The following is a 26,713-nucleotide window of genomic DNA, read 5'->3' as shown; positions in this document are numbered from 1 at the left end:
GACGCTATCGGCGCAGCCGACAGGCAACGAATCCCAGCCTGACCCATTGATCCGCATCAGCCCCAAGGAGATGCCGCGATGAACCGCCGTACCCCGCTGATGCTGGCGCTCGCCGCATCGCTCGCCGCATGCAGCGACCGTGTCGAGGATCATGCCGAACGCACCGGCAATGCGATCGCCGCGGATGTCGATGCCGCCACCGCCAATGTCGTCGGCAGCGTCGATCGCCTGACCGACAGCGTCGCCAACAGCCTGGACGGCGTGGCGGTACGATCGCTCGACCGCGCCGCGGACCGACTCGACGGCGCGGCCGACCGACTGCGCGCCGATGTCGAGCGCCACACCGACCGCGCGACCGATCGCGCCGGTGCTGCGCTGGAGCAGGCCGGCAACGGCCTGCGCCGGGAGGGCCGGCGCGAGGAGATCGAGCGGGCGCGGGACGAGGAGCGCAACAACCGCTGACCCGTCACCCCGGGCTTGACCCGGGGTCCCGCTTTCATCCGCCGTCGAAGAAGCGGGACCCCGGATCAAGTCCGGGGTGACGAAAGATTACTTCGCCTCCGCCAGCAGCGCCTTCGCTTGCGCCCCCGTCCAGTCGAGATCCCCCGTCACCCGCCAGATCTCCTTCCCGTCTGCGCCATACAGGATCGTCGTCGGCAGGTTGGCGGCATAGGCCGTGCTCAGTGCCAATTTGGGGTCGAGGTGCAGCGCCAGCGCCGGCAGCTTGCGCTCGGCGAAGAAGGCCGTCGCCTTCGCCGGCTCCATATCCTGGCTCACCGCGATCACCTTGACCTCGTCGCCCAGCGCCTCGGCCGCCGCGTCCAGCGTCGGCATCTCCTTGACGCATGGCGCACACCATGTCGCCCACAGGTTCACCAGCAGCGGCTTGCCCGCATAGCCGGCCAGCGTCGCCGGCTTGCCGTCCGCGGTGGTGAAGGCGACGTCCGGCGCCCGTTCGCCCTTGTGCGACCGATCCACCTTGTCCGCGCGCGGGGCACTCGCCGTCACCTCCTCCGAAGAGGCGACGTTCGCGTCGGCTTGCCCGTTGCCCGGCGACCCCCTATCGCACGCCGTGGCCGCGAGCGTGGCCGCCAGGAGACAGACGATCGCCGAGCGTGAGGTCATGAGCGGTTCCAACCAGATGTGGGGCGGTCGGTTCGCCGAAGGTCCGGCCGCGGTCATGCGCGAGATAAACGCCTCGATTCCCTTCGACAAGCGGATGTGGACGCAGGATGTCGCCGGCAGCCGCGCGCATGTCGCGATGCTGGGCGCGCAGGGCATCGTCGCATCCGACGATGCCGCGACCATCGGCGCCGGGCTGGAACAGGTCGCCGCCGGCTATGCCGCGGACGGCGTGCCGGTCGATCTGGCGATGGAGGACATCCATATGCTGACCGAGGCGCGGCTGTCCGACGCGATCGGTCCCGTCGCCGGGCGGCTCCATACCGCGCGCAGCCGCAACGATCAGGTCGCGACCGACTTCCGCCTGTGGGTGCGCGATGCGACCGATCAGGTGCTGGCCGCACTCGCCGCGCTCGACGACGCATTGCTGGCACGCGCGGAGGAACATGCCGACAGCGTGATGCCCGGCTTCACCCATCTGCAATCGGCGCAGCCGGTGACGCTCGGCCATCACCTGATGGCCTATCACGAGATGGTGTCGCGCGACGTGTCGCGCTTCACCGACAATCGCGCGCGCGGCAACCTCTGCCCGCTGGGCGCGGCCGCGCTGGCCGGCACCGGCTTCCCGATCGATCGCGCCGCGACCGCGGTGGCGCTGGGCTTCGACGGGCCGACCCGCAACAGCCTCGATTCGGTCAGCGACCGCGACTTCGCGCTCGATTACCTGATGGCGGCGGCGCAATGCTCGCTCCATTTGTCGCGCCTCGCCGAAGAGTTCGTGCTGTGGGCGTCGCAGCCGTTCGGCTTCGTCTCCTTGAGCGACCAATGGTCGACCGGCAGCAGCATCATGCCGCAGAAGCGCAACCCCGACGCGGCGGAGCTGGTGCGCGGCCATGCGGGGCGGATCACCGGCTGCCTCGTCAGCCTGATGGTGACGATGAAGGGGCTGCCGCTCGCCTATTCGAAGGACATGCAGGACGACAAGCCGCCGGTGTTCGAATGCCACGACCTGCTCGCCATCTCGATCGCGGCGATGACGGGGATGGTGGAGAGCGCCACCTTCCGCACCGACCGGATGCGCGGGCTGGCGGAGAGCGGCTATGCCACCGCGACCGACCTCGCCGACTGGCTGGTGCGCGAGGCGAACGTGCCGTTCCGCGAGGCGCATCATATCACCGGCCGCGCGGTGGCGCGGGCGGAGGCGCTGGGGTGTACGCTCGACGCGGTGACGCTGGCGGACCTTCAGGCGATCGACGCGCGCATCACCGATGCGGTCTATGGCGTGCTGTCGGTCGACGCCTCGGTCGCCAGCCGCAAGAGCTTCGGCGGCACCGCGCCCGACAATGTCCGCGCCGCGATCCGGGCGGCGCGCGCGTGAGGCGGTATCCGATCCTTCTGGTGGCCCTCGCGCTGGGCGGGTGCGGGTCGACGGGCACGCTCAAACCGGCCGCGGGTGAGCAATTGCCCGCAGCGCCGTATGGCGCCACTGCGACGCCGAGCGTGAGCCAGCTCCTGACCCCTTCGGTACAGGCCCGGCCCCAGCGCAGCGGCGATGTCATGACCCGCTCGAGCGAACGACAGGACGATGCGTTCGACCTGCCGCCGAGCTGACCGCCAAGAGAGTAACATGGACCATTTCCCCTATCGCGACGGCGCCCTGTGGTGCGAGGGCGTGCCGCTGTCGCGTATCGCCGACGAGGTCGGCACCCCCGTTTACGTCTATTCCGCCGCCGCCTTCCGCGCGCAGGCACGTGCCTTTCGCGACGGCCTGTCGGCGGTGCCCGACGTCCACCTCGCCTATGCGATCAAGGCCAACCCCAATATCGCGGTGCTGCGGCTGCTGGCGGCGGAAGGCTATGGCGCCGACGTCGTCTCCGGCGGCGAGCTGGCGCGCGCGCTGGCGGCGGGGATGCCGGCGGAGGGGATCGTCTTCTCCGGCGTCGGCAAGACCGAGCGCGAGCTGGTGCGCGGGCTGGAGGCCGGGATCGGCCAGTTCAACCTGGAGCTGGAGGAGGAGGGCGTCGTCCTCGCCCGCCTCGCCGCCGCGCGCGGGATGACCGCCAAGGCGGTGCTGCGTGTCAATCCGGACGTCGATGCGGGCACCCACGCCAAGATCTCGACCGGGCGCAAGGAGAACAAGTTCGGGGTGCCGATCGATCAGGCGCCCGCGATGTACGCGCGCCTCGCCGCGCTGCCCGGGCTGTCGATGCAGGGGGTGGCGATCCATATCGGCAGCCAGCTGCTCGATCTGGCGCCGCTGGAGGCGGCCTATGCGCGCGTCAAGCGTTTGGTCGACGAGCTGCGCGGTGCCGGTCACACCATCTCGCGCGTCGATCTCGGCGGCGGCGTCGGTATCGCCTACAAGGCGGGCGACGTGCCCCCCGACCTCGCGGATTATGGCGCGATGGTCGCGCGCGCGACCCGCGGCTGGGACGTGCGGCTGATGTTCGAGCCGGGTCGCGTGATCGCGGGCGGTGCGGGCGTGCTGCTGACCACCGTCATCTGGGTGAAGCCCGGCGTGACGCATCCCTATGTCATCGTCGATGCGGCGATGAACGACCTCGCGCGCCCCGCCTTGTACGACGCGTGGCACGATTTCGCGGCGGTCGAACCCACTGGCGAGCACTTTATCGCCAACATCGCGGGGCCTGTGTGCGAGACCGGCGACACCTTTGCGATGGGTCGCGAGGTGGATCGGGTGGCCAATGGCGACCTTGCGGTCTTCCGCACCGCCGGGGCCTATGGCGCGACCATGGCGTCGACCTACAACAGCCGCGCGCTGGTGCCGGAGGTGCTGGTCGACGGCGATCGGTACGCCGTGGTCGCGGATCGTATCGCCGCCGAAACGATCCTCGCGGCGGAGCGTGTGCCCGAGTGGTTGTGACGGGTTTGCCTGCCCACTGCACTGCTGTTCCCCGGCGAAGGCCGGGGTCCAGTGGCGGGCGGGCCGTGAAATACGCAAACCGATCGTTGCTGGACCCCGGCCTTCGCCGGGGAACAGGACGGGATGGTCGCGACGGTTTCGAATGCCTCCCGGGTGACGCTGCGTGACCCTCCACAGCCTCCCCCTGTTCGTGCGGTTGCAGGGCCGCCCGGTGATTCTGGTGGGGGAGGAGCAGGCCATTGCGCCCAAGCGGCGGCTGCTGGAGCGCGCCGGGGCGGTGGTGGTGGACGAACACCATCCCGACGCGCGCCTCGCGATCGTCGCCGACGATGACGCCGCGGTGGCGCGGCTCCGGCGGCGCGGCGTGCTGGTCAATGCGGTCGACCGGCCGGACCTGTGCGACTTCACACTGCCCGCGATCGTCGATCGCGCTCCGGTGATCGTCGCGATCGGCACCGGGGGCGTCTCCGCCGGACTGGCGGCGGCGCTGCGACAGCGGCTGGAGGCGATCCTGCCCGCCTCGCTGGGGCGGCTGGCCGAGGCGCTCTATGCCGCGCGCGGTGCGGTGCGCGCGCACTACCCCGATGGCGGCGACCGGCGGCGCGCGATCGGGGCCGCGCTGGCGGCGGGCGGCGCGCTCGATCCGCTCGACGACCATGACGGCGCCGATGTCGCCGCGGCGATTGCGCGCGGCCGGACCGTGGCGCGGATCGAGCGCATCGTGCCGGCGTCGGGCGATCCCGACGATCTCACCTTGCGGCAGGCGCGGCTGCTGGCGGCGGCGGATCGCGTCACGCATCGCGCCGACGTCCCGCCCGCGATCCTGGACCGGGCGCGCGCCGATGCGGTGCGGCAGCGATGCGACGCGCCGCCGCAGGACGATCACCCCGGGCTGACCGTCGACGTGGGGATGGCATGAGCGGCTTCGCCTGGCGGATCGATGCGGACGGCACCGCGCATGAGGTGGGGGTCAAGGGCGCGCTCCAGTGCGGCGCGCCGTTCGTCTGGGTCCATCTCAACACCAATGCCGAGCATGCGCAGGCGTGGCTGCGCGACGAGGCGAAGCTGGCGCCGTATACCGTCGACGCGCTGACCGCGGCGGAGACACGCCCGCGCTGCGAGAAGATGGCGGACGGCGCGTTCCTCAACATGCGCGGGCGCACCGAGGAAGAGCTGGACCCGTCCGACGTGCTCGCCTCGATCCGGCTGTGGGCGACGAAGGGGCGGGTCGTGTCGGTCACGCGCAAGCATCTGGTCGCGACCGACAAGGTGGCCGAGGCGGTGCGCGGCGGCGAGGTGCGCGATCCCGGCGACCTGATCAGCGCGTTCGCCACCGCGATCACCGAGGATCTCGATCCCGTCGTCGCGGAGCTGGGCGACTGGCTGGACGATTGCGAGCAGGGGCTGCGCGCCGATCGCATCTTCGAGCTGCGTCGCGGGGTGACGCGGGTGCGGTCGGAGGCGATCAACTATCGCCGCTTCCTGGCGCCGCAGCGCGTCGCGCTGGAGCGGCTGGCGACCTTGCCGGGGGACTGGCTGGCCGACGACGACCGCGCGCATCTCGCCGCCGCGGCCGATCGCGCCGCGCGCATGGCCGAGGAAGTGGAGGCGATCCGCGAGCGCGCCGCGCTGATGCACGAGGCGCTGACCGACCTGCGCGCGGAGCAGCTCGACCAGCGCAGCCTGATGATCGCGGTGGCGGCGATGGTGTTCCTGCCGCTGACCTTCATCACCGGGCTGTACGGGATGAACGTGAAGGGGCTGCCCTATGCCGAGGAACCGTGGGCGTTCGACGCGATCATGGGCGCCTGCGCCGCGATCGCGGCGGGGATCGTGATCTATTTCCTGCGGCGGCACTGGTTCAGGGGGTAGCGCGCGGATCGTCGCCCCTGCCTGCGCAGGGATGATGATGAAGGGGAAGACGAAGAAGATTTCGTGCTCCGGCGCAGGCCGGAGCGTTGGCCGTCGACGCCCTTCGCTTGCCAGAGCTCCGGCCTTCGCCGGAGCACGAGGGATGTTACGCCGCGCGCGCCTGCTTCCACGCGCCGGCGATCTCGTCCAGCTCCGCGGCGACGGTGCGCAGCGGTTCGCCGCTGGTGCCCAGGCTCGCATCGATCACCTGGCGGCGGCAGCCGGCGTAGAAACGTGCCAGCACGCGCGACACCTCGCCGCCCTTGTCGAAGTCCAGATTCGCCTCCAGCGCGAACAGGATCGCGGTGGCGCGGGTGACGCGCTCGCTGCGGGTCGCGAACTGGCGGTGGTCGGTCGCCCAGGCGGCGACGCGCAGCGCCTGCGTCAGCTCCTCGTATAGCAGCTGGACCAGCGCGGGACCGTCGGCCGCGGCGGTGCGGCCGGCGAGGTCGATCTCGCGATAGGTGCGCGCCGGGTCGCGCAACAGGGCGGAAGCGTAAGCCATCTATCGTATCCTCAGCTCTGCCCGGTTCAGCTCTGCTTCGTCCACATGTCGATCTTCTGCTGCATGAACGCCTGCGTCGCCTTGTAGGCGGACACGCGCGAATTCATGCTCGCGAACTGCTGCGTCAGCCGCTTGGTCGCGCGGTCCGACTGGTCGGTGATCGTATCCTGTTTCTTGGTCAGGTCGCTCTGCGCCTGGCGATAGCGCGTGGTCGACGCGCCCAGGCCATAGACGGTGCTGGCGCTCGCCGTCCGGATCGAGGACATCGCCTGGTACAGGCCCGTGCCGCTGACCGCGCTATAGGCGAACATCTGCTCGACCGCGTCGGGCGTGTTCTTCAGCGCGGCGGTCAGCGTGGTGTCGTCCACCTCCAGCTCGCCGGTCTTGGCATTGGTGCGCACGCCGATCGCGGACAGCGAGGCGGGGGTGCCGCTCGCGGCGTTGGGCAGCAGCACCTTGCTGGTGATCGACTGCAGCGAGCGTAGCAGCGTCTTCGCCGCCGGATCCGCGCGCAGCTCGCCGTTGATCGGATCGGTCTCTTCCTTCACCACCGCCAGCACCTGATTGTAGGTGTCGACGAAATCCTTGACCGCGCCGCTCAGCGCGGTGGTGGGACGCGAGGAGGAGATGGTGGTGGTGCCCGGCGCGGTCAGCGTCAGCTTCACCCCCGGGACCAGGTCGCTCACCTCGTTGCTGGCGCGGCCGACGGTAGCGCCGTCGACCGTGATCGAGGCGTTGGCCGCCGCGCTGGCGAGCGTGGTGGGAAGTGCCGCCTCGCCATTGGCGCGCGGACGGACGTCGAACGCGGCCAGCGCGCTGCTGCTGTTGTCGGCGCTCAGCTGGAACGCCTGCTCCTCGCCCAACTGCCCGCGCAGCGACAGATAGGCGCCGCCGTCCGCATCGGTGACGACGGTGGCGGTGACGCCCGCCTTCTGCGCGTTGATCGCGGTGGCGATCCCCGACAGCGTGTTGTTCGACGAATCGATCGTGATCGCGAACGACTTGTCGCTGCCATCGGTATTCTTGCCGGTGGTGAAAGCGGTCATCTCGCCGCTGGCATAGGTGGCGGTGCCCAGCTTCAGCGTCAGCGTGCCGGTGCCGAAGGTGGCGCTGGCGGCAGGCGATGCGACCTTCGCGCTGGTCGTGGTCTGCGCGGTGGCGAGCGCATTGACCTTCACGGTCGTGTTGAGCGTGCCGACCGTCTGCCCCTGGATCGTGGTGGCGGTGACGGCGGTCGCGTTGGAGCTGAGCGGCTGGGTGCCGAGCGTCCCGCCCTTCACCAGCGTCTCCAGCGCCTTGGTGAAATCGTCGATCGTGCTCTTCAGCTTCGAGGCGCCGGAAATCTGCGAGGTCAGCGTGTCGTATTTGGCCGTCAGCTGCGCCTTGCGGGTCGCGAACTGCGCGTCGACCAGCTTCGACACCAGCGACGCGGTGTCGACGCCCGACCCCGCATCCATCGAGTCCATCAGCGACTTCGCCGCCTCGCTCGCCACTTGCGCGGCGGTCTTGGTCGTCGTGGTCGACGTCGTCGCGGTGCTCGTGGTCGAGCTGGAGGTGCTGCTGACTGTCGCCATGATACCCTCTCAAACGACCGCGGGACCGCGATCTTTACGCCTGTTTCTGGCCATGTTCGTCGAACCGTGCGGTGGGCGGCACCTCGATCGGCGGCTGGCTGCCCCCGGCCGCGGCGTTCAGCCCGAAGACGAAGGCCAGCACGGTCGCGATCGCCATATAAAGGTCGTCGCGCACCTCCTGCCCCTCGCGGCTGGTGTAATAGACGGCGCGGGCGAGCGCGGGATATTCCAGCACCTGCAGGCCCTGCTGCGCGGCCAGTTCGCGGATCGCCAGCGCGGTCGCGCCGCGGCCCTTGGCGACCACCACCGGCACCTGATCGCGTCCGCGCTCGTAGCGCAGCGCGACCGCGAAATGCGTCGGGTTGGTCAGCACGACATGCGCCTCCGCCAGCGCCTTGCGCATGCCGCCGGACAGCATCGCGCGCTGCTTGGCGCGCATATGCCCCTTCATCTCCGGGTTGCCGTCGCTTTCCTTGTGCTCGTCCTTGATCTCCTGCTTGGTCATGCGCAGCTTGCGCAGCAGCTGGAAGATCTGCGTCGGCACGTCGAGCATCGCGATTCCGACCAGCCCCATCGCCATCGCCAGCATCACGCCGGTCAGCGTCGAGCCGAGCGAGGCGAGCGCGACCGGCAGGTTGGAGGCGGCGAGCCCGAAGCTGAAATGCGCGGTCTTCCACAGCATCCAAACGCCGATCGCGCCCAGCAATGTGACCTTGAGCAGCGATTTCGCCAGCTCGATCCAGCCCGACAGGCCGAAGATGCGCTTGAGGCCCGAGGCCGGGTTGATGCGCGCCGCCTTGGGCGCCATCAGCGAGGCGTTGAAGGTCAGGCTGCCCAGCCCCGCCTGGCTGGCGACGGCGGCGGCGATGGTGATCGCGAACAGCGTGCCGACCGGCGGACCCAGCTTCCACCCCGCCTGGATCAGCGGGCGCCACGGCTGGAAATCCTCCACGTCGCCGCGCCCGAAGGTGAAGCTGGCCGCCATCACCTCGCGGCAGGCGGCGACGAGCGCGGGGCCGAAGAAGATCATCCAGGCGGTGCCGGCGAGCACAACCAGCGCGGTCGCGAACTCGCGGCTCTTGAGGATGTCGCCCTTTTCGCGCGCATCGGATTTGCGCTTCTGGGTTGGGGCTTCCGTCTTGTCGCCGAATTCCTCCGACATCAGCCGAGCACCAGACTTTGTGCGGCGGCGAGGCCTTCGCGCACGATCACCTGCATGTAGTCGCCCATCGCCGGGAAGGCGATCGCGAGGCTGATGACGCCCACCGCCAGGCTGGCGGGCAGCCCGACCGCGAACAGGTTGAGCGCGGGCGCCGAGCGCGACAGCATGCCGACGACGAGGTTGAGGCACAGCAGCAGGAAGCCGACCGGCAGCGCCAGCAGCAGTCCGGCGGTAAAGGCATAGCCGCCGAACAGCGCGATGTCGCGCAGCTGCGCGGCGTTCATCCAGGCCGCGCCCGGAGGCAGCGCGATATAGCTCTTCACCACCATGTCGACGAGGACGAGGTGCCCGTCGAGCGACAGGAAGAGGAGGGTGAGCAGGATCGACAGGAACTGGCCGATCGCGGGGCTGGAGCGGCCCGAATTGGGGTCGATCATGTTCGCGAAGCCGATCCCCATCGACCCGCCGATGATCTCGCCCGCGATCAGCGGCGCGGCGAACGCGATCTGCAGGATGAAGCCGATCGCGAGGCCCACCAGCGCCTCGGCGGCGACCGCGACGAAGGTGGCGAGCGCGAACACGGTCGGCGGCACCGCGACCGGCGTGGTGCCCAGCACCAGCACGCCGACCGCGCCCGACAGCGCGACGCGCACCGGCAACGGGACCGAGACGTTGCCGAACACCGGGGCGGCGATCAGCGCCGCGCCGACGCGCACCATCACGAAGAGCAGCGCCCAGAGCTGGGGTTCTATCGAAAGGCCGAAACCTAGAATCGTCCCTCTCCCGATGGGAGAGGGAGGGAGCGGCGAAGCCGCGGAAGGGTGAGGGTGATGAAACGCGCGACCTCACCCTTCCCACTCGCCTGCGGCGAGCGGGCCCCTTCCCTCTCCCGATGGGAGAGGGAGCCTATCACCGCACCAGATCCGGAATGCGTGCGAAGATCTCGGTCGTGAAGTCGCTCAGCAGCCCCAGGATCATCGCGCCGAAGACCATGATCGACACCGCGACCACCACCAGCTTGGGTACGAAGCTGAGCGTCTGTTCGTTGATCGAGGTGGCGGCCTGCACCATCCCCAGGATCAGCCCCGACAGCAACGCCGGGATCAGGATCGGCGCGGCGGCGAGCGCCAGCACCCACATCGTCTGATTGGCGACGGTCAGGAAATAGTCGGCGTCGACAAGCGGTTGCATGGATCGGAACCTATCAACACGGGAGTGTCCACCCCGGCGATGGCCGGGGTCCAGTTGCGAGCGGCCCGATGCTGGACCCCGGCCTTCGCCGGGGTGGGGCCTTGATGGGGTCGGGTCAGGTCGCAAACGAGTTCGCCAGACTGCCCATCGTCAGTGCCCAGCCGTCGACCAGCACGAACAGCAGCAGCTTGAACGGCAGCGAGATGATCGTCGGGCTCAGCATCGCCATGCCCAGCGCCATCAGCACCGTCGCCACCACCAGGTCGATGACGATGAACGGCAGGAAGATCAGGAAGCCGATCTGGAACGCGGTCTTCAGCTCCGACGTCACGAACGCGGGCAGCAGCACCGAATAGGGGATGTCGCGCGGGGACGCATACGGCCCCGACTTCGCCATCTCCGCGAACATCGTGATGTCCTTCACCCGCGTCTGCTTCTCCATGAAGGTGTGCAGCGGCGCGGCGGCGGTGGAGATCAGCTGGGTGCCGCCGATGCGGCCCTGCGCATAGGGCTGGATCGCGGTGGTGTTGATCTGGTTGATCGCGGGCGCCATCACGAAGAAGCTGAGGAACAGCGACAGCCCGATCAGCACCTGATTGGGCGGCGTCTGCTGCAGCCCCATCGCCTGGCGCAGGATCGACAGCACGATGATGATCCGCGTGAAGCTGGTCATCATCAGCACGATGCCCGGCAACACCGTGAGCAGGCCCATGATGATGAGGACCTGAAGCGACAGCGACAGCGAGCCCTGTCCCGGCGCGCTTCCCGCGTCGCCGTTCGACAGCTGCCCCAGCGCGCGATCGATCGCATCGCCGACGCCCGGCGCCGGTGCGGCCGGGGCGCCCGGCGCGACCTGCGCGAAGGCGGGGTGCGCGACGATCAGCGCGATCGCGATCGCGGCCACCGCCAGCAGCACGCGCCACCAGCCGCCGCGCGTGGCGCGGGTGCCGCGCGGCGCGATCAGCATCGGGCCGCGGCCGGTCCGGGTCACGGAGACGTTCATGCGCCGATGTCCGTCGGCACGCGCGCGTCCGACTTCTCGATCAGATTGACCCCGCCGCGACCGACCGAGACGAGCAGGCGCTTGCCCTCGAAATCCAGCACCGCGAGGCGCAGGCCGGGCGAGATCATCATCGTCTCGCGCACCGCGATCATCCGCGTCGCGGGCTTGCCCGGCATCCGCGCCTCCAGCTTGCGCCAGAGATACAGGCAGCCGATCATCAGGCCGCAGACCAGCGGCAGCAGCACGATCAGCTTCAGGATATAGGTCCACATCATGGCGCAGGGTCCTTCGCGTCAGCCGCGCTTCTCGGGCGCGACCAGCTCGACCAGCTTCACGCCGAAGCGGTCGCCCACCGTCACCACCTCGCCGCGGCCGATCAGCGTGCCGTTGACCAGCACGTCGAGCAGCTCGCCGGCCTGACGATCCAGCTCGATCACGCTCGCCTCGCCCAGCGCCAGCAGCTCGCGCAGCGACAGCGTGGTGGAGCCGATCTCCACCGTCAGCTTCACGTCGACGTCCTGCAGCATCCGCAGGTTCGCGGCGACCGCGGCGTCGACGGGGAATCCGCCGGTCATGTCGTTCATTGGATCGGTCCTTCGAGCTTCGAGATGCGGATGGCGGCGCGGCCGTTGGAGGTGCCCACGGTGCCCAGCCCCAGCGGGGCGCCCCCGATCACGATCGGCACGTCGTTGCCGAAGTTGATCGGGATGATGTCGCCCGGCTTCAGGTCCATCAGTCGCGCCAGCTTGATCGTCGGTTCGGCGAGCACCGAGCGGACCGGGACGCGCACCGCCATCGCGGCGCGGGTCAGCGCGGTCTGCCACTCGGCGTCGATCCCGGTCGGGCGCGCGACGACCTTGCCGGTCAGCGCGACGCTGTGCGGCTTCAGCGTGGAAACAGGGTAGAGGACATCGACCAGCGCGGGCTTCCCGGCACCGCGCGCCACGCCGAAGCGGGTGGCGATCACGACCTCGTCCGCCTCGATTCCCGAGGTGAAGCCCGACGCCAGCTCGCACCGCTCCGCGACGAAGGTGGCGGGCGCCAGCGGCTCCCACGCGACGTCGAGCGCGCGGGCCAGCGCACGCGCGACGCGCGACACCAGGATGTCGGCGGCGGGGGTGAATTCCTGCGGCATCGTGGCGGGAACGTCGCCGATCCCGCCGAAGAACAGGTCGATCAGCTCGAACACGAACGCGCCGTCCAGCACGCACAGCGCGGGACGGTCGTCCATCAGCAGCGGCACCCAGGCGGTCAGCCGGTCGCCGCGCGCCAGGCGGTAATCGGCGAGGCGCAGCACCTCCAGCGGTTCCGCCCAGGTGCGCGTCTCGGTGCGCCACAGCGCCTCGAACGTCTGGCGCACCCCCCGCGCGGCGCGCGCGGAGAGGTGCTGGAGCGTGTGGAGGTCGCCGAACGGATGCAGCTTGCCCGTGCCGGGCGCGTCGTCGCCCGCCTGCCCCCCGGCCAGTCCGCCGACCAGCGACGCGGGGCTGACGACCGCGTCGGGACGCAGCCGGCCGCGCCGCTCGGACGCGATCGCGTCGGCGCCTGATTCGGGGAAGGCGGGGTCGTTAACCATGCCCGGTCACTGAACAACGAAATTGGTAAAGTAGACGTTACTGATCCCGCCAAACCCCTCCTTTTCGCGCAGAACCGAGTTGATCGATGCGACGAGCCGTTTTTGCAGCTGCTGCTTGCCGGCGCTGGTGAACACCTGGTCCTCGGTCGTGTCGCCCAGCGTCATCAGCACCGCGGAGCGGATCGCGATATCGTTGGTTTTCAGGTTGTTGATGACCTTGTCGTCATAGGGCGTCGACACCGCGATGCCGACCTGGACGAAATGGACGGAGTCCTGGAGGTTCGCGGTGAACTCCTTTTCCATCGCGAAATAGTTGGAGGCATATTCCTCGCCGCCGCGGCCCGGCGGGGTGGGGGCGCCGACATGTTCTTCCTTCGCGGCCTCGCCCTCGCCGCCGCCGCCATGGCCGCCGCCCTCGCCGCCTTCACCACCCTCGCCGGGGCGCTTCTGCTCGCTCTTGGGAACGAGGTGCGGCTTGTTGGGGTCTTCCTTCTCGACGTGCGCGCCGCCGCCGCCGACCAGCCCGGAGCCGGCGGCGTACAGGCCGGCGCCCACGCCGCCGCCCAGCAGGACGACGACGCCGACGACGCCGATCAGGATCATCTTCATCTTGCCCTTCTTCTTGGGCGCGGCGGCCGCATCGGCGGCGGGTGCATCACTCATCGTTTCGGTCCTTCAGGTCAGGCGATTCGCTGGTCGGTGTCGTCGGCGGCGGCGGCATCGCGACGCCGTGCCGATGGGCGAGCGGCCGGCAGCGGCGCCGACGGGCGTTGCTGCTGCTGCTGCTGCGATTGCTGCTGGCGGTCGGCACCCGCGCCCGCCGCGCCGGCGGAGCTGCCGCCGGTATAGTGGGGCGTCGACTGCTGCTGGTTGCCGCTGCCGGATGTGCCGCCGTTCTGGGTGCCGTTCTGGCCCCCATTCTGGCCGCTGCCCTGCGACGCGGTCGTGGGCGTCGCCTGTTGCAGCTTCAGCCCGCGTGCCTCCGCCATGTCGGCGAGGCGCGGCTGCGCCTCCGCCAGCATCGCGGCGGTCTGCGGCTGCTCGGCGGTCAGCTGCACCTGGACGGTGTCGCCGCTGCGATGCAGCCGGATGTCGATCGCGCCCAGCGCATCGGGGACAACGCGGACGCGCATGTCGTTGGCGTCCGCCATGTCGCGCAGCTGCTCGATCCGCGCGATCATCGATTCGGGCCAGCGCGGCTGCGTCATGTCGAGCGGCGGCTGCGCGACGGCCGCGGTCGTGGCGGCGACCGGGGCGGGTGCGGCGATCGCGGCGGGTGCGGTGATCGGCGCGGCGTCCGTCGGGGCGACCGCCGGCGCGGTGCGATCCTCGCCAGTGACGGCGCGGTGGATCGCATCGGCGAAGGTGCGCGCGGCCGATGCGATCGCGGGCGCGACGGGCGCCGCGGTGCGATCGATGACGGCGGGTGCGTCGGTGCGCCGCGTGGTGAGCGCGGGTTCGGCACCCGCGCCCGGCTGCGGCGTCGCAGCGGCATCGACGATGGCGGCGGGCGGCGGTGCCGCCGCCGCGGCGAGCGTCACCGGGGCAGCGACGGGCATGACCGACGCCGCCGCCGGGGCGGCCGGCGCGTCGTGCGTCACGGGGGCCGCGGGCTGCATCGTCGTGCTCGTGGCTGCCGGGGAAGTGCTGGCAATGGGGGCGGGGCGCATCGCTATCGCGGCGAGATCGCCCGCGCCGAGCACGACCGGCGGCGTCGGCGCCACGGTCGCGGTTGCTGCCTCGGGAGTCGGCGCCGCGGCGGTACGCGCGCCGGTCGCGGTGCGTGCCGGCGTCGGCGCGGTGCGCGCGGTGCGGGGCGCAGGTTCGCCGGCAGCGATCGGGCGCGCGGCGCGCTGGACGACCGCCGCGGTGGCCGGGCTGGTCGGCGCCACGGGCGTGGCCGGCGCGACGATGCTGGCCGGGGCCGCGATCGGTGCCGGGGCACGAAGCGGCCGGGCCGCCGGTGTCGCCGCATCGGGCGTCACGATCGGTGCGGCGGCGTCGCGCGGCGCGTCGGGCATGACCGGCGCAGTGGTTGTGGAGGCGACAGCAGGCGCGACAACAGGGGCGGGGACGGCGGCGTCCGGTGTGGTGATGGCCGTATCGGGCGCGACCGCGGCGCCGGCGACCGGCGCTCTTGCGGGCTGCGGTCCCCGACCCGCTGCCGGTGCGGGCGCGGCAACGGCGGCGGCGCGCATCGGTGCGGCGGGCGCATCGACGCGCGGTGCGCGGTCGGGTGTGTGCGTGGCGTGCGCGGTCACGGCGGGCGCCGCTGGGGGCGCCGCCGCGATCACCGTGGTGGCGACCCCGGTCGGCATCGGCGGCGTGGCGGCGGGTGCGGTCGCGGTGGTCTCTGGCGCCTGCTCCTCTTCATCGAGCAGCGGCGGGGTGTCCGTAGTGGCGGCGTCCTGACGGACCGGCGTGGCGAGGGCCGGATCGCGCGGGATTGTGCGGGGCGCAGCCGGCACTGGCGCAGCGGTGGGTTGGGCGACGATCTCGATCGCTTCGTCACGCGGGCGCGGCATCACCGGGGTGCGCGGCGACGGGACGATGCGCAGCGGCGTGGGTAGAATGATCGGCGCGGCGGCCGCCGGCACAGTGGCGGAACCGACGTCCGCCGCGGCATCGGGCGACAGCGACGCCGCGGGCGGCTCCGGGATGACGATCCCGGTCGCATCGTGGAGCCAGGCCAGCGCGGCGTCGCCGGGGGTGGCCGGCACCGGCGCGGGCGTGGCCGGCAAGACGCTGCCGGTGGCGGCAACCGGCTGCCGCGGGTCGCCGTCCGGCATCGGCATCATGGGGGCAACGGTGGGGGCGATGGTCGTGGCGGACGCACCGGGTGTCGCGACGACGGGAACCGGCCCCGGCATGCCCGGAGCGGGGGCGACGGGCGCGACGGCGGTGGCGGGAACCGCCAGCGCGACGGGCGTGTCGCCGCCCATCAGGTCGAGGAACGCCAGCGCGGCGTCGCCCGCCGACGCGGCACCCGGGGTCGCGGGCGCGGCGGGGGCAGGCGTCATCACCGCACCGGGGGCGGTGGACAGCAGCAGGCTCGCGATCGTGGTCAAGGCCGACTCATCCTCGTGGGTGACAGTACCGACGAGCTATCCGCAAGAAGCGTGCCGATCGCGCGATCAGCGCCGCGGGGTCGGCGCGGGGGCGTCCTCCAGCGCCTTCATCTCGGCGCGGATCACCTCGGCGCGATGCCGGTCGATCAGCTTCTCGACCGCATTCTGGTCGCGGCGCGCGGCGCGGGTCGCCTCGCTGCGGCGATCCGCGATCATCTCGGCCGTGCGGACCCGCTCGATCGCGGCATCGGCGGAGCGGTGCAGCCGCTCGCGGAAATGCGCCGCGGCGGCGAGGTGCGCGGCGCCGGGGACGAGGCTGGGCTGCGGCGCGACCGCGTCGGCCAGGCTGGCGATCCGCTGCGCCAGCTGCTGTTCGCTGGTGACCTGCGCCTGCGCGCGCGCCTCGTCGGCCTGCGCCAGCCCCAGTTGCAGGGTGCGAACGCGGTGGAGCCGCGCCAGCCTTTTGCCGTCAGGCATCGCCGAAGACGCCGATCAGCTCGGCGGCGGCATCGTCCAGCGTCACGACTTGTGACGTATTCTGCCGCACGAATTCCATGATCGCTGGATGATAGGCGATGGCGGCGTCGATCGCGGGGTCGCTGCCGCTGCGATACGCGCCCATCAGGACGAGGTCGCGGTTTTCCTCATAGGTGGCGAGGTGGCGGCGCAGCGCGCGCGCGGCCTGCTGGTGCGGCTGCCCGACGATGTCGTTCATCACGCGGCTGACCGATTTGGAGATGTCGATCGCGGGATAGACCGCGCGCTCCGCCATCGCGCGGCTGAGCACGATATGGCCGTCGAGGATCGATCGCGCCGAGTCGACAACCGGATCGTTGCCGTCGTCGCCGTCCGCCAGCACGGTATAGATGGCGGTGATCGCACCCCCGGTATGCACGTCGGAGCCGGCGCGCTCGATCAGATTGGGCAGCATCGCGATCGCCGACGGCGGATAGCCGCGCGCCGACGCCGGCTCGCCCAGCGCCAGCCCGATCTCACGCCCGGCATGCGCGACGCGGGTCAGCGAATCGATGATGAGCAGGACGTTCTTGCCCTCGGCCCGGAAATTCTCCGCGATGGCGGTGGCGCGCAGCGCACCGCGGATGCGCAGCACCGGCGAGTGGTTGGCGGGCACCGCCACCACCACCGACCGCGCGCGCGCCGCGCCCGCGACCTTCGTCTCCAGAAAGTCGGCGACCTCGCGGCTGCGCTCGCCGATCAGCCCGATGACCACGACGTCGGCCTGTGCCGCACGCACCATCATGCCGAGCAGCACCGACTTGCCGACGCCCGATCCGGCCATGATGCCGACGCGCTGGCCCTGACCCACGGACAGCAGGCCGTTGATCGCGCGCACGCCGACGTCCATCGGCGCCAGCACGCGCCCGCGGTCGAGCGGCGACTGGATCAGGCCGGCGAGCGGCCAACGGCTTGCGCCGCGGATCGGGCCGAGCCCGTCGATCGGGTTGCCCGCGCCGTCGACGACGCGCCCCAGCAGCGCTGCGCCCACCTCCGCCTCGCCCGGCGCGCCCAGCGGGCGGACGGGGGCGTTGGGGAGCAGCGCGGCGGGGCCGCCCAGATTCATCATCAGCGTGCGGCCGTTGCGAAAGCCGATCACCTCCGCCTCGACCTGGTGCGTGCCCTCGGCGCCGATGCGGCACACGGTGCCGACCGGCAGCGACAGCCCGACCGCCTCCATCAGCAGCCCGTCATAGGAGGCCAGCCGCCCGGAGACGCGCGCGCGCGGGCGCACGTCGGCGGACGCCAGCGCGTCCAGCACGTCGTCGGCGAAACGGGTCAGCATCCGGGGACGGCCACCCGGTCGATCGCGCCGGCGAGCTGTTCCAGCCACAGCTCCGGCCCATCCTCGACGATGGTGGAGGCGGCCTCCAGCACGAAGCTGCCGCGCGCCACCGCGGCGTCGCCGACCGCGAAGATCGTCTCGGGCAGCTTGCCGTCGAGCAGCGCGACATCGTCGGGATGGACGCGCAGCATCGCCGATTCGCTCGCATCGGCCAGCAGTTCCGCCGCGGCGGCGACGCGCGTGCCGAGCAGGTCGGCGGAGACGCCCGCGTCGCCCACCACCTGTCGCACCAGCGCCAGCACGGTATGGCGCAGCTTCTCCGCGAGCGCGCCGCGATCGATCGCGCCGCCCGCCTTCAGCTCCATCACCAGCGTGTCGAGCATCGCGCGGTCGCGCTCCGCCTCGGCGCGCGCGGCGAGCGTGGCGGCGGCGACGCCGTCCTCATAGCCCTCGGCCCGCGCGGTTTCGAGCGGGTCGATGAACGTCGCCCCCTCCGCCTGCGCGTCGAGCGGATCCCAGCCCTGCGTCGGATTGGTATCGCGATCCGCGGGCGCGAAATGGCGCGGCGTGCCCGGCTCGTTCGCGGGCGCGGGATGACGCCGCGCGCCGACGACGGTCGCGGTATCGTCGCCGAACGCTTCCTCGATCCGCTGGATGAGTTCCGCGGGGGTGAAGCCGGTGATCGCCTGCGCGCTGCGCTCGCGCACGCGCGTGCTGGCCGCGGCATCGGCGCGCGCGGGCAGCCCGATGACGAAGCCCGGATGAGGATTGGGGGAAAAGGCCTCAGACATAATCGTCGTCGCCCGCCCCCATCTGGATCGTGCCGTCCTTGGCCAGGTTGCGCGCGATCTGGATCATCACCTTCTGCGCGTCGAGCACTTCGCTCAGCTTCATCGGCCCGCGGGCCTCCATGTCGTCGCGGATGCCGTCGGCGGCGCGCGCCGACATACAGCCCAGGATGCGGTTGCGCGCCGCTTCGTCCACGCCCTTCAGCGCGCGGGTCAGCGTATCGCCGTCGACGTTGCGGATCAGCGTGCCCAGGTTCTTGTCGTCCATCTCCAGCAGGTTCTCGAAGACGAACATCGCCTCCTCGATCTGCCGCGCGATGTCGCGATCCATCTTGAACAGCTTGGGCATGACGCGCTGCTCCACCGACTTGCGCGCGCCCTGCAGCAGCTTCGCCGCCTCGCGCGCGCCGCCCAGTTGCAGGCTGGCGGACGAACCGCCCGCGCCGCCGCCGCCGGTGCGCGTCGCGATCAGCGTGCGCAGCGTCTCGACCGCCTCGGGCGTGATCGGTCCCAGCTTCGCGATGCGGTGCAGGATGTCGGGCTGGACCGCCTCGGGCAGCTGCTCCAGCACCTTGCTGCCCACCTCGGGATCGAGGTTGGCGATCAGCACCGCGGCGATCTGCGGATGTTCCTTGTCGAGGATGCCCGCGATCTCGCTCGCGTCGAGCCAGTCGAGCATGTCGATCTCGCACACCGCCTCGGTCGGCGTGATGCGCGCCAGCACGCTCTCCGCCTTTTCCGGGCCGAGCGCGCGGGTCATGACCGATTCGACCTTGCGGCCGGGATCGAAGGTGATGCCGGTGCGCTCGCGCGCGCGCCCGACGAAATCGTCGAGCACCGCCTCCACCTCCTCCTCGCTGACGTCGGCGACCGAGAACATCGCGGAGCCCAGATTGCGGACCTCCTCCGGCTCCAGCTTCTGGAGGATCGCGGCGGCTTCGTCGTCGCCGACCAGCATCATCAGCACCGCGGCACGCTCGGTGCCGGTGAAGGTGCGTGCGGGCGCGCCCGGTGCGGCGGTCACGGCTTCGCGTCCACGGCGATCATGTCGCGCACGGCGAGCGCGGCGCGCGCCGGATTGTCGCGGGTGAAGCCGCGCACCGCGGTGATCCGCTCCTCGTAATTGCGGCTGGTCTCGATCTGGTCGAGCGCGACCGGGCCGGCGACGGTGATGCCGTCGTCATCCTCCAGCGACGGTGCGCGGGCGGGCGCCTGTTCGCCGCCCACGCCCGCGTCGCCGCGGATCGGCAGTGCGCCGGCGGTGGCGGGCGGGGTGGCGTCGTCGCGCTTCTTCATCAGCGCCTTGGCCAGCGGGCGAACGCCCAGCAGCAGCACCATGAGCGCGATCAGCACTGCGGTCGCATTGCGCGCGATCATCGGCACCAGCGCATTGTCATACCATTTCGGCCCCGCCGCTGCCGCCGCCGCATCGGCGCTGGCGTCGGCGAACTTGCGGCTGATGACGGTCACATTGTCGTTGCGCGCCTGGTCGAACCCGACCGCGCCCTTCACCAGATCGCTGATCTGGCCGATCTCCATCGCGGTGCGGCGACCCTTGTCGGGATCGCGCAGCAGCACCGCGACCGACAGCCGCTTGATCGATCCCGGCGCGGCGCGCGTGACCGACACTTCCTTGTTGAGATCATAGGCGCGCTGGAACGCGTCCGACTGTTTGGCCGGATCGGGGGCGGGGCCGCCCGCGGTCGGCTGCGCCGGCGGCGTGCCGGGCGCGCCGGTGGCGGGCTGCGGCGTCGACAGCTGAGACGCGGGCGGCGGCGTGTTGCTCAACGCCCCCGGGATGCCCGCCGGCGCGGCGGCGCCGTTCGCCATATTGCCGGTCCAGTTGCCGGTCTCCGCGCGCAGGCGGCCTTCCTTGTCGTAGCTTTCGCGCGTCGCGCTGGTTTCGTCCAGATTGACGTCGGCCTGCACCTCGGCGCTGAAATTGCCCGCACCCAGCAGCGGGGTCAGCAACTGCGTCACCTGCTGGCGATACTTCTCCTCGACGCGGCGCTGGAAATCGATGCGCGCGTCATTGGCGGCATCCGGCCCGTTGCCCTGCTTGGTCAGCAGCCCGCCCAGCTGGTCGACGACGGTCACCGCATCGGGCTTCATCCCCGGCACCGACGAGGCGACGAGGTTGACGATCGACTGCACCTGCGCATCGCTCAGCGAGCGCCCACCCTGAAGCTTGAGCACCACCGAGGCGGACGGAGAGGCATTGTCGCGCACGAACACGCTCGCCTCGGGCATGGCGAGATGGACGCGTGCCTCGGTCACCGCGTCGATCTCCTGGATCGAGCGCGCGAGTTCGGTCTCGCGCGCCTGGCGCAGGCGCTCGCCCTCCACCGCGCGGCTGACGCCCATCGGCAGCTGGTCGAGGATCGCATAGCCGCCGGGCGCCGCCTTGGGCAGGCCCTGTCCGGCGAGCAGCAGGCGCGCCTTGGAATAATCCTCCTCCGCGACGGTCAGCGATCCGGTCGAATCGTCGATGTGGCTGGGGATGCTGGCGGCGCTCAGCGCGCTGGTCACCGCGGCCTTGTCCGAATCGGGCAGGCCGGAGAACAGCGTCTTCTGCGGCGGGGTGGCGAGCGCGGACCAGGCGAGCGCGGCGCCGCCGATCAGGCTGACCATCAGCGCCATCGGGCCGGCGCGGCGCACCGCGGGCTGCGCCATCACGCCCTGGATCTGGCGCAACGGATTGGCGAAGCGTTCCGGCACCAAGGTTACCGGGATCGGCTGCTGCCCGGCGAGCGCGGGCGACTGCGGGCTGGGTGTGAGAGCGTTGCTCATCGATTACACCGGCATGCTCATGATGTCCTTGTAGGCGGACAGGATCTTGTTGCGGACCTGCAGGGTGGCCTCGAAGCCGACCGAGGCTTCCTGGCGGGCCAGCATCACCTTGGCGATGTCGACCGTTTCGCCGCGCTCGTAGCTTTCCGACAGCGCGGACGCCTTCTGCTGGCCCTCGTTCACCTTGGCGATCGCCGACTGCATCGTGTCGGCGAAGCTGGTGGCGTTGGTGCCGGCGGACACCGGCGCCGGCGCGGTCGCGCCCGACGTCGCGCTGGCGCGCGACAGCGCGGCGTTGCGCTCCAGGATCTGCGCGCGTAGCGCCATCACCCGGTCGACGCCGCCGACCCCTCCGACCCCGCTCATGCCGACACCGCGCGGGTGGAGGCGGCGGCGACGAGGTCGTCACCCTGTTCGCGGGCGCGGGCCAGGCGGTAGCGCAGCGTGCGCTCCGAGATGCCCAGCCGCCGCGCGGTTTCGATCCGGCTGCCGCCGCACGCGGCCAGCGTCTCGCGGATCGCGGCGAATTCGGACAGCTGGACGACCTGGCCCAGCGTCGCATCCTCGTTCGCCGCACCCGGCATCGGCGCCAGTCGCGGGGCTGCGGGACGGTCGAACACGATATGGCTCGCCTCGATCGTGTCGCCGCCGGCGAACAGCAGCGCGCGCTGGATCACATTCTCCAGCTCGCGGACGTTGCCGGGCCAGTCGTGCGCGACCAGCGTCGCGATCGCGGCGTCGGACGGCCAGGGGATCGTCGGGCGGTTGCCGGCGTGGCGCAGGATCATCGTCGCGGCCAGCGCGGGAATGTCTTGCGGCCGCTCGGCCAGCGCCTTGGTGGTCAGCGGGAAGACGGACAGGCGGTAATAGAGGTCGGCACGGAACCGGCCCGCCGCCACCTCGGCCTGAAGGTCGCGGTTGGCGCAGGCGATGACGCGGACGTCGACCGGCTGCGGCATGGTCGCGCCGATCGGCACCACCTCGCGCTCCTGCAACACGCGCAGCAGCTTCGCCTGGAGGTTGAGCGGCATCTCCGCGATCTCGTCCAGCAGCAGCGTACCGCCGTTGGCGGCGCGGAAGAAACCCTCGCCGCCCGACGAGGCGCCAGTGAACGCGCCCTTCTGATGGCCGAACAGCATCGCCTCCAGCATCGTCTCGGGCAAAGCGGCGCAGTTGATCGCGACGAACGGCCCGTCGCGACGCTCGGAATTGAGATGGATGGTGCGCGCCAGCACTTCCTTGCCGGTGCCGGTGGGGCCGTTGATCAGGACGGTGATGTCGGCCTGCGCGACGCGCTCCGCCAGCGCCAGCAGCGCGAGCGATTCGGGATCGGCGGCGGTCGGCAGCTCCGGCCCGCCGACCAGCGCGCGGGCAAAGGCGTTGCCGACCGCGGCATCGGCATGGCCATAGGCGATTCGCGCCGGCTGGCCGTCGCGGAAGGGGATGACCTCGCGGCCCTGTGCGCCCAGGATCACGGTGCGCGACGGCGCCGCCATCGCCTCGCCCTCGGCCACCAGGAAGGTGGTGCCGGGCTGGGCGCGCGCGGTGGCGGGCTGAACCGAAAAGCCCTGCGCGCGCAGCGAGGAAACGAGCGTCAGGTGCGCCTGCTCCACGGTGGCCGATGGGGTGATCGATCGCATGTCCGGTACGTCCTCTTGTGTCGACGGCCGGAATGCGCCCCAAATGGTTAACGCGCGGTATCATTGCCGCCCTGCCGGCAGATTTTTTCCGGGCGCGCGAAACGCGCGCGCGACCGCCCGGCCACCCGCCCGCCCGCGCGTATGCGAGAGGGGGAGGGGGCGGCAACGCGGCAGGATTTTGCCCTAAAGACCGGCAACGATCGGCCGTTTGAGGGGGTGACGGCACGGCCATCCGCTTCGGTGAAGGGGGTCGGCGGGTCTGGCCGGGCAGATGGAGACAACCCCATGACTGTTATCGCTTCCAACACCTCGGCGCTGCGCGCCACCAATGCCTCGGCATCGGCCGGCAAGGCGCTGTCGACCGCGATGGAGCGTCTGTCGACCGGCAAGCGCATCAATTCGGCGAAGGACGATGCCGCCGGCCTCGCGATTTCGGCGTCGATGACGTCGCAGATTCGCGGCATGGCGCAGGGTGTCCGCAACGCCAACGACGGCATCTCGATGGCGCAGACCGCGGAAGGCGCGCTGGACGAGGTCACCAACATGCTGCAGCGCATGCGTGAGCTGACCGTGCAGGCCGCCAACGGCACCTACAGCAGCAGCGACCTGACCAACATCAAGAGCGAGATGACCGCGCTGGCGGGACAGATCGACGGCGTGATGGACAACACTCAGTTCAACGGCATCTCGCTGTTCCCGTCGTCGGCAGCCAGCAAGACGATCCAGGCCGGTGCCGAGGGCGCGGACGCGATCACCATGTCGCTGCAGGCGCCGACGATCACCGGCGTGGTGAGCGCGGCGGGCGCGTCGGTCATCGACGTCACCGTCGCGGCGAGCGCCGGCCCGCCGTCGGACACCTGGGCCGACCGCATCAACGCGTTCGACACCGCGATCGGCAATGTCTCCACCGCGCGCGCCTCGCTGGGCGCGGTGCAGAACCGGCTGGAATCGGCGGTCAACAACATGACGACCAACGTCACCAACCTGACCGACGCGCGCAGCCGGATCGAGGATGCGGACTTCTCGACCGAGACGACCGCGCTCGCCAAGGCGCAGATCCTGAGCCAGGCGTCGACCGCGATGCTGGCGCAGGCCAACCAGTCGCAGCAGGGCGTGCTCAAGCTGCTCCAGTAAGCGATCCTCGATCGCTTCCTCGTCCCGCCGCGGCCCCATGCCCCCCGCTAACCACGGGGCCGCAGCGGGACGACGAACCCCGCCGATCACCCGATCGGCGGGGTTTTCTCATGCCCGGCGCGCCGGGCCGCCTGCATTTCGGGTAATTACGCCCATCGCCAGCATTTTACGGCTAAAGTCTAACCTGAAGTAGTCGTTCACCATGGTAGCGACGGACCGGCGCCATTGGGGGGCGGCGGCGGCGCAGCAACCAATGGGAGGTCTTTCATGACCGTTATCGCTTCCAACACTTCGGCGCTGCGCGCCACCAATGCCTCGATGGCCGCGGGCAAGGATCTGTCGACCGCGATGGAGCGCCTGTCGACCGGCAAGCGCATCAATTCGGCGAAGGACGACGCCGCCGGCCTCGCGATTTCGGCGTCGATGACGTCGCAGATCCGCGGCATGGCGCAGGGCATCCGCAACGCCAACGACGGCATTTCGATGGCGCAGACCGCGGAAGGCGCGCTCGACGAGGTCAGCAACATGCTGCAGCGCATGCGCGAGCTGACGGTGCAGGCCGCCAACGGCACCTACAGCAGCACCGACCTGACCAACATCAAGAGCGAGATGGACCAGCTCGCCAAGCAGGTCGACGGGGTGATGACCAACACCCAGTTCAACGGCGTGCAGCTGTTCCCGACCGCTGCGGCGACCAAGTCGATCCAGGCCGGTGCCGAGGGCGCGGACGCGATCTCCCTGTCGCTCCAGGTGCCCGCGATCACCACTGCGGTGACGGCGGCGGTGCCGGCGAGCGCCGGTCCGCCCGCCGTTCCCTATGCGCCCGCGGTATCCGCGATCGACGTGACCGCCGCGTCGCCCAACTGGACCAACAACATCAACGCGTTCGACACCGCCATCGCCAATGTGTCCAACTCGCGCGCGGCGCTGGGTGCGGTGCAGAACCGGCTGGAATCGGCGGTCAACAACATGACGACCAACGTCACCAACCTGACCGACGCGCGCAGCCGGATCGAGGATGCGGACTTCTCGACCGAGACGACAGCGCTCGCCAAGGCGCAGATCCTGAGCCAGGCATCGACCGCCATGCTGGCGCAGGCCAACCAGTCGCAGCAGGGCGTGCTCAAGCTGCTCCAGTAACGCGCCGCGCCCGCCCGCCGGGGTCGACCCGGCGGGCGTCGCCGCTTTTCGGGATAGGCACGCGAAAAAGTGCTTAAACAACCCCGCCGCCAGCCGTTTTCCCTGGCAGCGACGGACCGCAACGGCGGCGAAGGCGCAGCACTCTTTGGGAGGTCATCATGACCGTTATCGCCTCGAACACTTCGGCGCTGCGCGCCACCAATGCCTCGGCATCGGCCGGCAAGGCACTGTCGACCGCGATGGAGCGCCTGTCGACGGGCAAGCGCATCAACTCGGCGAAGGACGATGCCGCCGGCCTCGCCATCTCGGCGTCGATGACGTCGCAGATCCGCGGCATGGCGCAGGGCATCCGCAACGCCAACGACGGCATCTCGATGGCGCAGACCGCGGAAGGCGCGCTGGACGAGGTGGGCAACATGCTGCAGCGCATGCGCGAACTGACCGTGCAGGCCGCCAACGGCACCTACAGCAGCGCCGACCTGACCAACATCAAGAGCGAAATGGATCAGCTGGGCAAGCAGATCGACGGGGTGATGACCAACACCCAGTTCAACGGCGTCGCGCTGTTCCCGACCGCTGCGGCGTCCAAGTCGATCCAGGCCGGTGCCGAGGGTGCGGACGCGATCACGCTGACGCTGCAGGCGCCGACGATCAGCAGCGCGGTGACCGCCGCTTCGGCCGGCCCGCCCGCCGTCGCCGCCGGCTCGGCCGTGGACGTGACCGCCGCATCGCCGAACTGGACCAACAACATCAACGCGTTCGACACCGCGATCGCCAACGTCTCCACCGCGCGTGCCTCGCTGGGCGCGGTGCAGAACCGGCTGGAATCGGCGGTCAACAACATGACCACCAACGTCACCAACCTGTCGGATGCGCGCAGCCGGATCGAGGATGCGGACTTCTCCACGGAGACGACCGCGCTCGCCAAGGCGCAGATCCTCAGCCAGGCATCGACCGCGATGCTGGCGCAGGCCAACCAGTCGCAGCAGGGCGTGCTCAAGCTGCTCGGCTAACACCCGCTCGCTTCGAGGCGAAGGGAAACCCCGGTGGTCCGCAAGGACCGCCGGGGTTTTTCCGTTGTGGGTGAGGGCGCGGGTTCGCCGATACCTTCCGTCCCCCCGGCCTTGAGCCGGGGTCCCGCTTCTTCCCTTGTTCTCAAGAAGGGCGGGGCCGTCGCTCCGTGTCGACCGGCGCACACGACATGGGCCGGCCGCGCGGTTACTCCCCGCCCTGCACCGTCAGGTCGTCGACCGCGTCGGGATCGTCGGTGGTGGCGTCGGTCGCCTCTTCCGGCGCGCCAGTGCCCAGGCCGTCCGGGGTGGCGGGGAGGTCGTCGGGGCGGCGCAGCGGTTCGCCGCTGGCGTCGGTAGGCGCCAGCGCGTCGTCGTCGGTGCGGCGGTCGGTCATCATGGTTCTCCCGGTCT

At 70.8% G+C, this 26,713-nt stretch carries 28 protein-coding genes; 8 read left to right on the top strand and 20 right to left on the bottom strand.

The features are described 5' to 3' along the window. The first annotated feature begins 78 nt into the window (after nt 1–78). Nucleotides 79–462 carry a hypothetical protein gene (locus tag PGN14_RS01635; protein WP_335297669.1) on the top strand — a complete coding sequence of 128 codons (384 nt, stop codon included), beginning with the start codon at nt 79–81 and terminating at the stop codon, nt 460–462. 87 nt (nt 463–549) lie between these two features. On the opposite strand, the gene PGN14_RS01630 is transcribed toward PGN14_RS01635, so the two are convergent. Further along, entirely contained in the window at nt 550–1,125 is a 576-nt protein-coding gene (locus PGN14_RS01630) for a TlpA family protein disulfide reductase (RefSeq protein WP_335297668.1), read from the bottom strand. Between the two features lie 16 nt (nt 1,126–1,141). Here PGN14_RS01630 and argH point away from each other — a divergent pair, with 16 nt between their 5' ends. The 4 genes from argH to PGN14_RS01610 all read left to right on the top strand — a co-directional run bounded on the left by argH (nt 1,142) and on the right by PGN14_RS01610 (nt 5,878). Continuing rightward, entirely contained in the window at nt 1,142–2,500 is a 1,359-nt protein-coding gene (gene argH, locus PGN14_RS01625; RefSeq protein ID WP_335298023.1) for an argininosuccinate lyase, read from the top strand. 249 nt (nt 2,501–2,749) lie between these two features. After that, nucleotides 2,750–4,006, top strand: coding sequence for a diaminopimelate decarboxylase (gene lysA / locus PGN14_RS01620; protein ID WP_335297667.1), 1,257 nt, complete (start codon nt 2,750–2,752; stop codon nt 4,004–4,006). 163 nt (nt 4,007–4,169) lie between these two features. Then, nucleotides 4,170–4,925 (top strand): precorrin-2 dehydrogenase/sirohydrochlorin ferrochelatase family protein, encoded by a 756-nt coding sequence (locus tag PGN14_RS01615; RefSeq protein WP_335297666.1) that lies wholly within the window; start codon nt 4,170–4,172, stop codon nt 4,923–4,925. Then, on the top strand, nt 4,922–5,878 hold the full coding sequence (locus PGN14_RS01610; protein WP_335297665.1) for a CorA family divalent cation transporter: 957 nt from the start codon (nt 4,922–4,924) through the stop codon (nt 5,876–5,878). The genes PGN14_RS01615 and PGN14_RS01610 overlap by 4 nt, the downstream gene beginning before the upstream one ends. A 145-nt stretch (nt 5,879–6,023) precedes the next feature. Here PGN14_RS01610 and PGN14_RS01605 read toward each other — a convergent pair whose 3' ends face one another. From PGN14_RS01605 to PGN14_RS01520, 18 genes are all read right to left on the bottom strand, one after another. Next, the gene (locus tag PGN14_RS01605; RefSeq protein WP_335297664.1) at nt 6,024–6,422 is read right to left on the bottom strand and encodes a flagellar export chaperone FliS; all 399 of its coding nucleotides are present in this window, start codon (nt 6,420–6,422) and stop codon (nt 6,024–6,026) included. 26 nt (nt 6,423–6,448) lie between these two features. After that, complete coding sequence (fliD, locus tag PGN14_RS01600; protein ID WP_335297663.1) at nt 6,449–7,996, bottom strand: flagellar filament capping protein FliD; 1,548 nt, start codon at nt 7,994–7,996, stop codon at nt 6,449–6,451. A 34-nt stretch (nt 7,997–8,030) separates the two neighbouring features. Then, complete coding sequence (locus tag PGN14_RS01595) at nt 8,031–9,158, bottom strand: EscU/YscU/HrcU family type III secretion system export apparatus switch protein (RefSeq protein ID WP_335297662.1); 1,128 nt, start codon at nt 9,156–9,158, stop codon at nt 8,031–8,033. Further along, on the bottom strand, nt 9,158–9,931 hold the full coding sequence (gene fliR, locus PGN14_RS01590; RefSeq protein ID WP_335298022.1) for a flagellar biosynthetic protein FliR: 774 nt from the start codon (nt 9,929–9,931) through the stop codon (nt 9,158–9,160). The genes PGN14_RS01595 and fliR overlap by 1 nt, the downstream gene beginning before the upstream one ends. A 136-nt stretch (nt 9,932–10,067) precedes the next feature. Then, entirely contained in the window at nt 10,068–10,349 is a 282-nt protein-coding gene (locus PGN14_RS01585; RefSeq protein ID WP_335297661.1) for a flagellar biosynthetic protein FliQ, read from the bottom strand. 115 nt (nt 10,350–10,464) lie between these two features. Beyond that, complete coding sequence (fliP, locus tag PGN14_RS01580) at nt 10,465–11,352, bottom strand: flagellar type III secretion system pore protein FliP (RefSeq protein WP_335297660.1); 888 nt, start codon at nt 11,350–11,352, stop codon at nt 10,465–10,467. Further along, on the bottom strand, nt 11,349–11,627 hold the full coding sequence (locus PGN14_RS01575; protein ID WP_335297659.1) for a flagellar biosynthetic protein FliO: 279 nt from the start codon (nt 11,625–11,627) through the stop codon (nt 11,349–11,351). Before PGN14_RS01575 ends, fliP begins: the two co-directional genes overlap by 4 nt. An 18-nt stretch (nt 11,628–11,645) precedes the next feature. Next, the gene (gene fliN / locus PGN14_RS01570; protein ID WP_335297658.1) at nt 11,646–11,936 is read right to left on the bottom strand and encodes a flagellar motor switch protein FliN; all 291 of its coding nucleotides are present in this window, start codon (nt 11,934–11,936) and stop codon (nt 11,646–11,648) included. Next, nucleotides 11,933–12,928, bottom strand: coding sequence for a flagellar motor switch protein FliM (locus PGN14_RS01565; protein WP_335297657.1), 996 nt, complete (start codon nt 12,926–12,928; stop codon nt 11,933–11,935). Before PGN14_RS01565 ends, fliN begins: the two co-directional genes overlap by 4 nt. Before the next feature lie 6 nt (nt 12,929–12,934). Next, complete coding sequence (locus tag PGN14_RS01560; RefSeq protein WP_335297656.1) at nt 12,935–13,591, bottom strand: flagellar basal body-associated FliL family protein; 657 nt, start codon at nt 13,589–13,591, stop codon at nt 12,935–12,937. 17 nt (nt 13,592–13,608) lie between these two features. Next, on the bottom strand, nt 13,609–15,996 hold the full coding sequence (locus PGN14_RS01555; RefSeq protein WP_335297655.1) for a flagellar hook-length control protein FliK: 2,388 nt from the start codon (nt 15,994–15,996) through the stop codon (nt 13,609–13,611). Nucleotides 15,997–16,062: 66 nt separating this feature from the next. Beyond that, nucleotides 16,063–16,473, bottom strand: a complete 411-nt coding sequence (locus tag PGN14_RS01550) for a hypothetical protein (protein WP_335297654.1) — start codon at nt 16,471–16,473, stop codon at nt 16,063–16,065. After that, nucleotides 16,466–17,797: a FliI/YscN family ATPase gene (locus tag PGN14_RS01545; RefSeq protein WP_335297653.1), complete on the bottom strand. Its 1,332-nt coding sequence runs from the start codon at nt 17,795–17,797 to the stop codon at nt 16,466–16,468. The genes PGN14_RS01550 and PGN14_RS01545 overlap by 8 nt, the downstream gene beginning before the upstream one ends. Continuing rightward, complete coding sequence (locus PGN14_RS01540; protein WP_335297652.1) at nt 17,791–18,588, bottom strand: FliH/SctL family protein; 798 nt, start codon at nt 18,586–18,588, stop codon at nt 17,791–17,793. The genes PGN14_RS01545 and PGN14_RS01540 overlap by 7 nt, the downstream gene beginning before the upstream one ends. Further along, a complete protein-coding gene (gene fliG / locus PGN14_RS01535) occupies nt 18,581–19,609 on the bottom strand; it encodes a flagellar motor switch protein FliG (protein ID WP_335297651.1) in 1,029 nt (342 codons plus the stop codon). The genes PGN14_RS01540 and fliG overlap by 8 nt, the downstream gene beginning before the upstream one ends. After that, a complete protein-coding gene (fliF, locus tag PGN14_RS01530; RefSeq protein WP_335297650.1) occupies nt 19,606–21,375 on the bottom strand; it encodes a flagellar basal-body MS-ring/collar protein FliF in 1,770 nt (589 codons plus the stop codon). Before fliF ends, fliG begins: the two co-directional genes overlap by 4 nt. A 3-nt stretch (nt 21,376–21,378) precedes the next feature. Continuing rightward, nucleotides 21,379–21,741: a flagellar hook-basal body complex protein FliE gene (gene fliE, locus PGN14_RS01525; protein WP_335297649.1), complete on the bottom strand. Its 363-nt coding sequence runs from the start codon at nt 21,739–21,741 to the stop codon at nt 21,379–21,381. After that, on the bottom strand, nt 21,738–23,015 hold the full coding sequence (locus tag PGN14_RS01520; RefSeq protein ID WP_335297648.1) for a sigma-54 interaction domain-containing protein: 1,278 nt from the start codon (nt 23,013–23,015) through the stop codon (nt 21,738–21,740). The genes fliE and PGN14_RS01520 overlap by 4 nt, the downstream gene beginning before the upstream one ends. 285 nt (nt 23,016–23,300) lie before the next feature. Here PGN14_RS01520 and PGN14_RS01515 point away from each other — a divergent pair, with 285 nt between their 5' ends. From PGN14_RS01515 to PGN14_RS01505, 3 genes are all read left to right on the top strand, one after another. Then, complete coding sequence (locus PGN14_RS01515; protein ID WP_335297647.1) at nt 23,301–24,149, top strand: flagellin N-terminal helical domain-containing protein; 849 nt, start codon at nt 23,301–23,303, stop codon at nt 24,147–24,149. Between the two features lie 267 nt (nt 24,150–24,416). After that, nucleotides 24,417–25,289: a flagellin N-terminal helical domain-containing protein gene (locus PGN14_RS01510; protein WP_335297646.1), complete on the top strand. Its 873-nt coding sequence runs from the start codon at nt 24,417–24,419 to the stop codon at nt 25,287–25,289. 158 nt (nt 25,290–25,447) lie between these two features. Continuing rightward, complete coding sequence (locus tag PGN14_RS01505) at nt 25,448–26,302, top strand: flagellin N-terminal helical domain-containing protein (RefSeq protein ID WP_335297645.1); 855 nt, start codon at nt 25,448–25,450, stop codon at nt 26,300–26,302. A gap of 205 nt (nt 26,303–26,507) precedes the next feature. Here the strand turns inward: PGN14_RS01505 and PGN14_RS01500 are convergent, their stop codons facing one another. Beyond that, nucleotides 26,508–26,699 (bottom strand): hypothetical protein, encoded by a 192-nt coding sequence (locus PGN14_RS01500; RefSeq protein ID WP_335297644.1) that lies wholly within the window; start codon nt 26,697–26,699, stop codon nt 26,508–26,510. Between the last annotated feature and the right edge of the window lie 14 nt (nt 26,700–26,713).

The organism is Sphingomonas adhaesiva, from assembly GCF_036946305.1.
Lineage (GTDB): Bacteria > Pseudomonadota > Alphaproteobacteria > Sphingomonadales > Sphingomonadaceae > Sphingomonas > Sphingomonas adhaesiva_B.
This window is presented reverse-complemented; position numbering and strand designations above follow the sequence as displayed.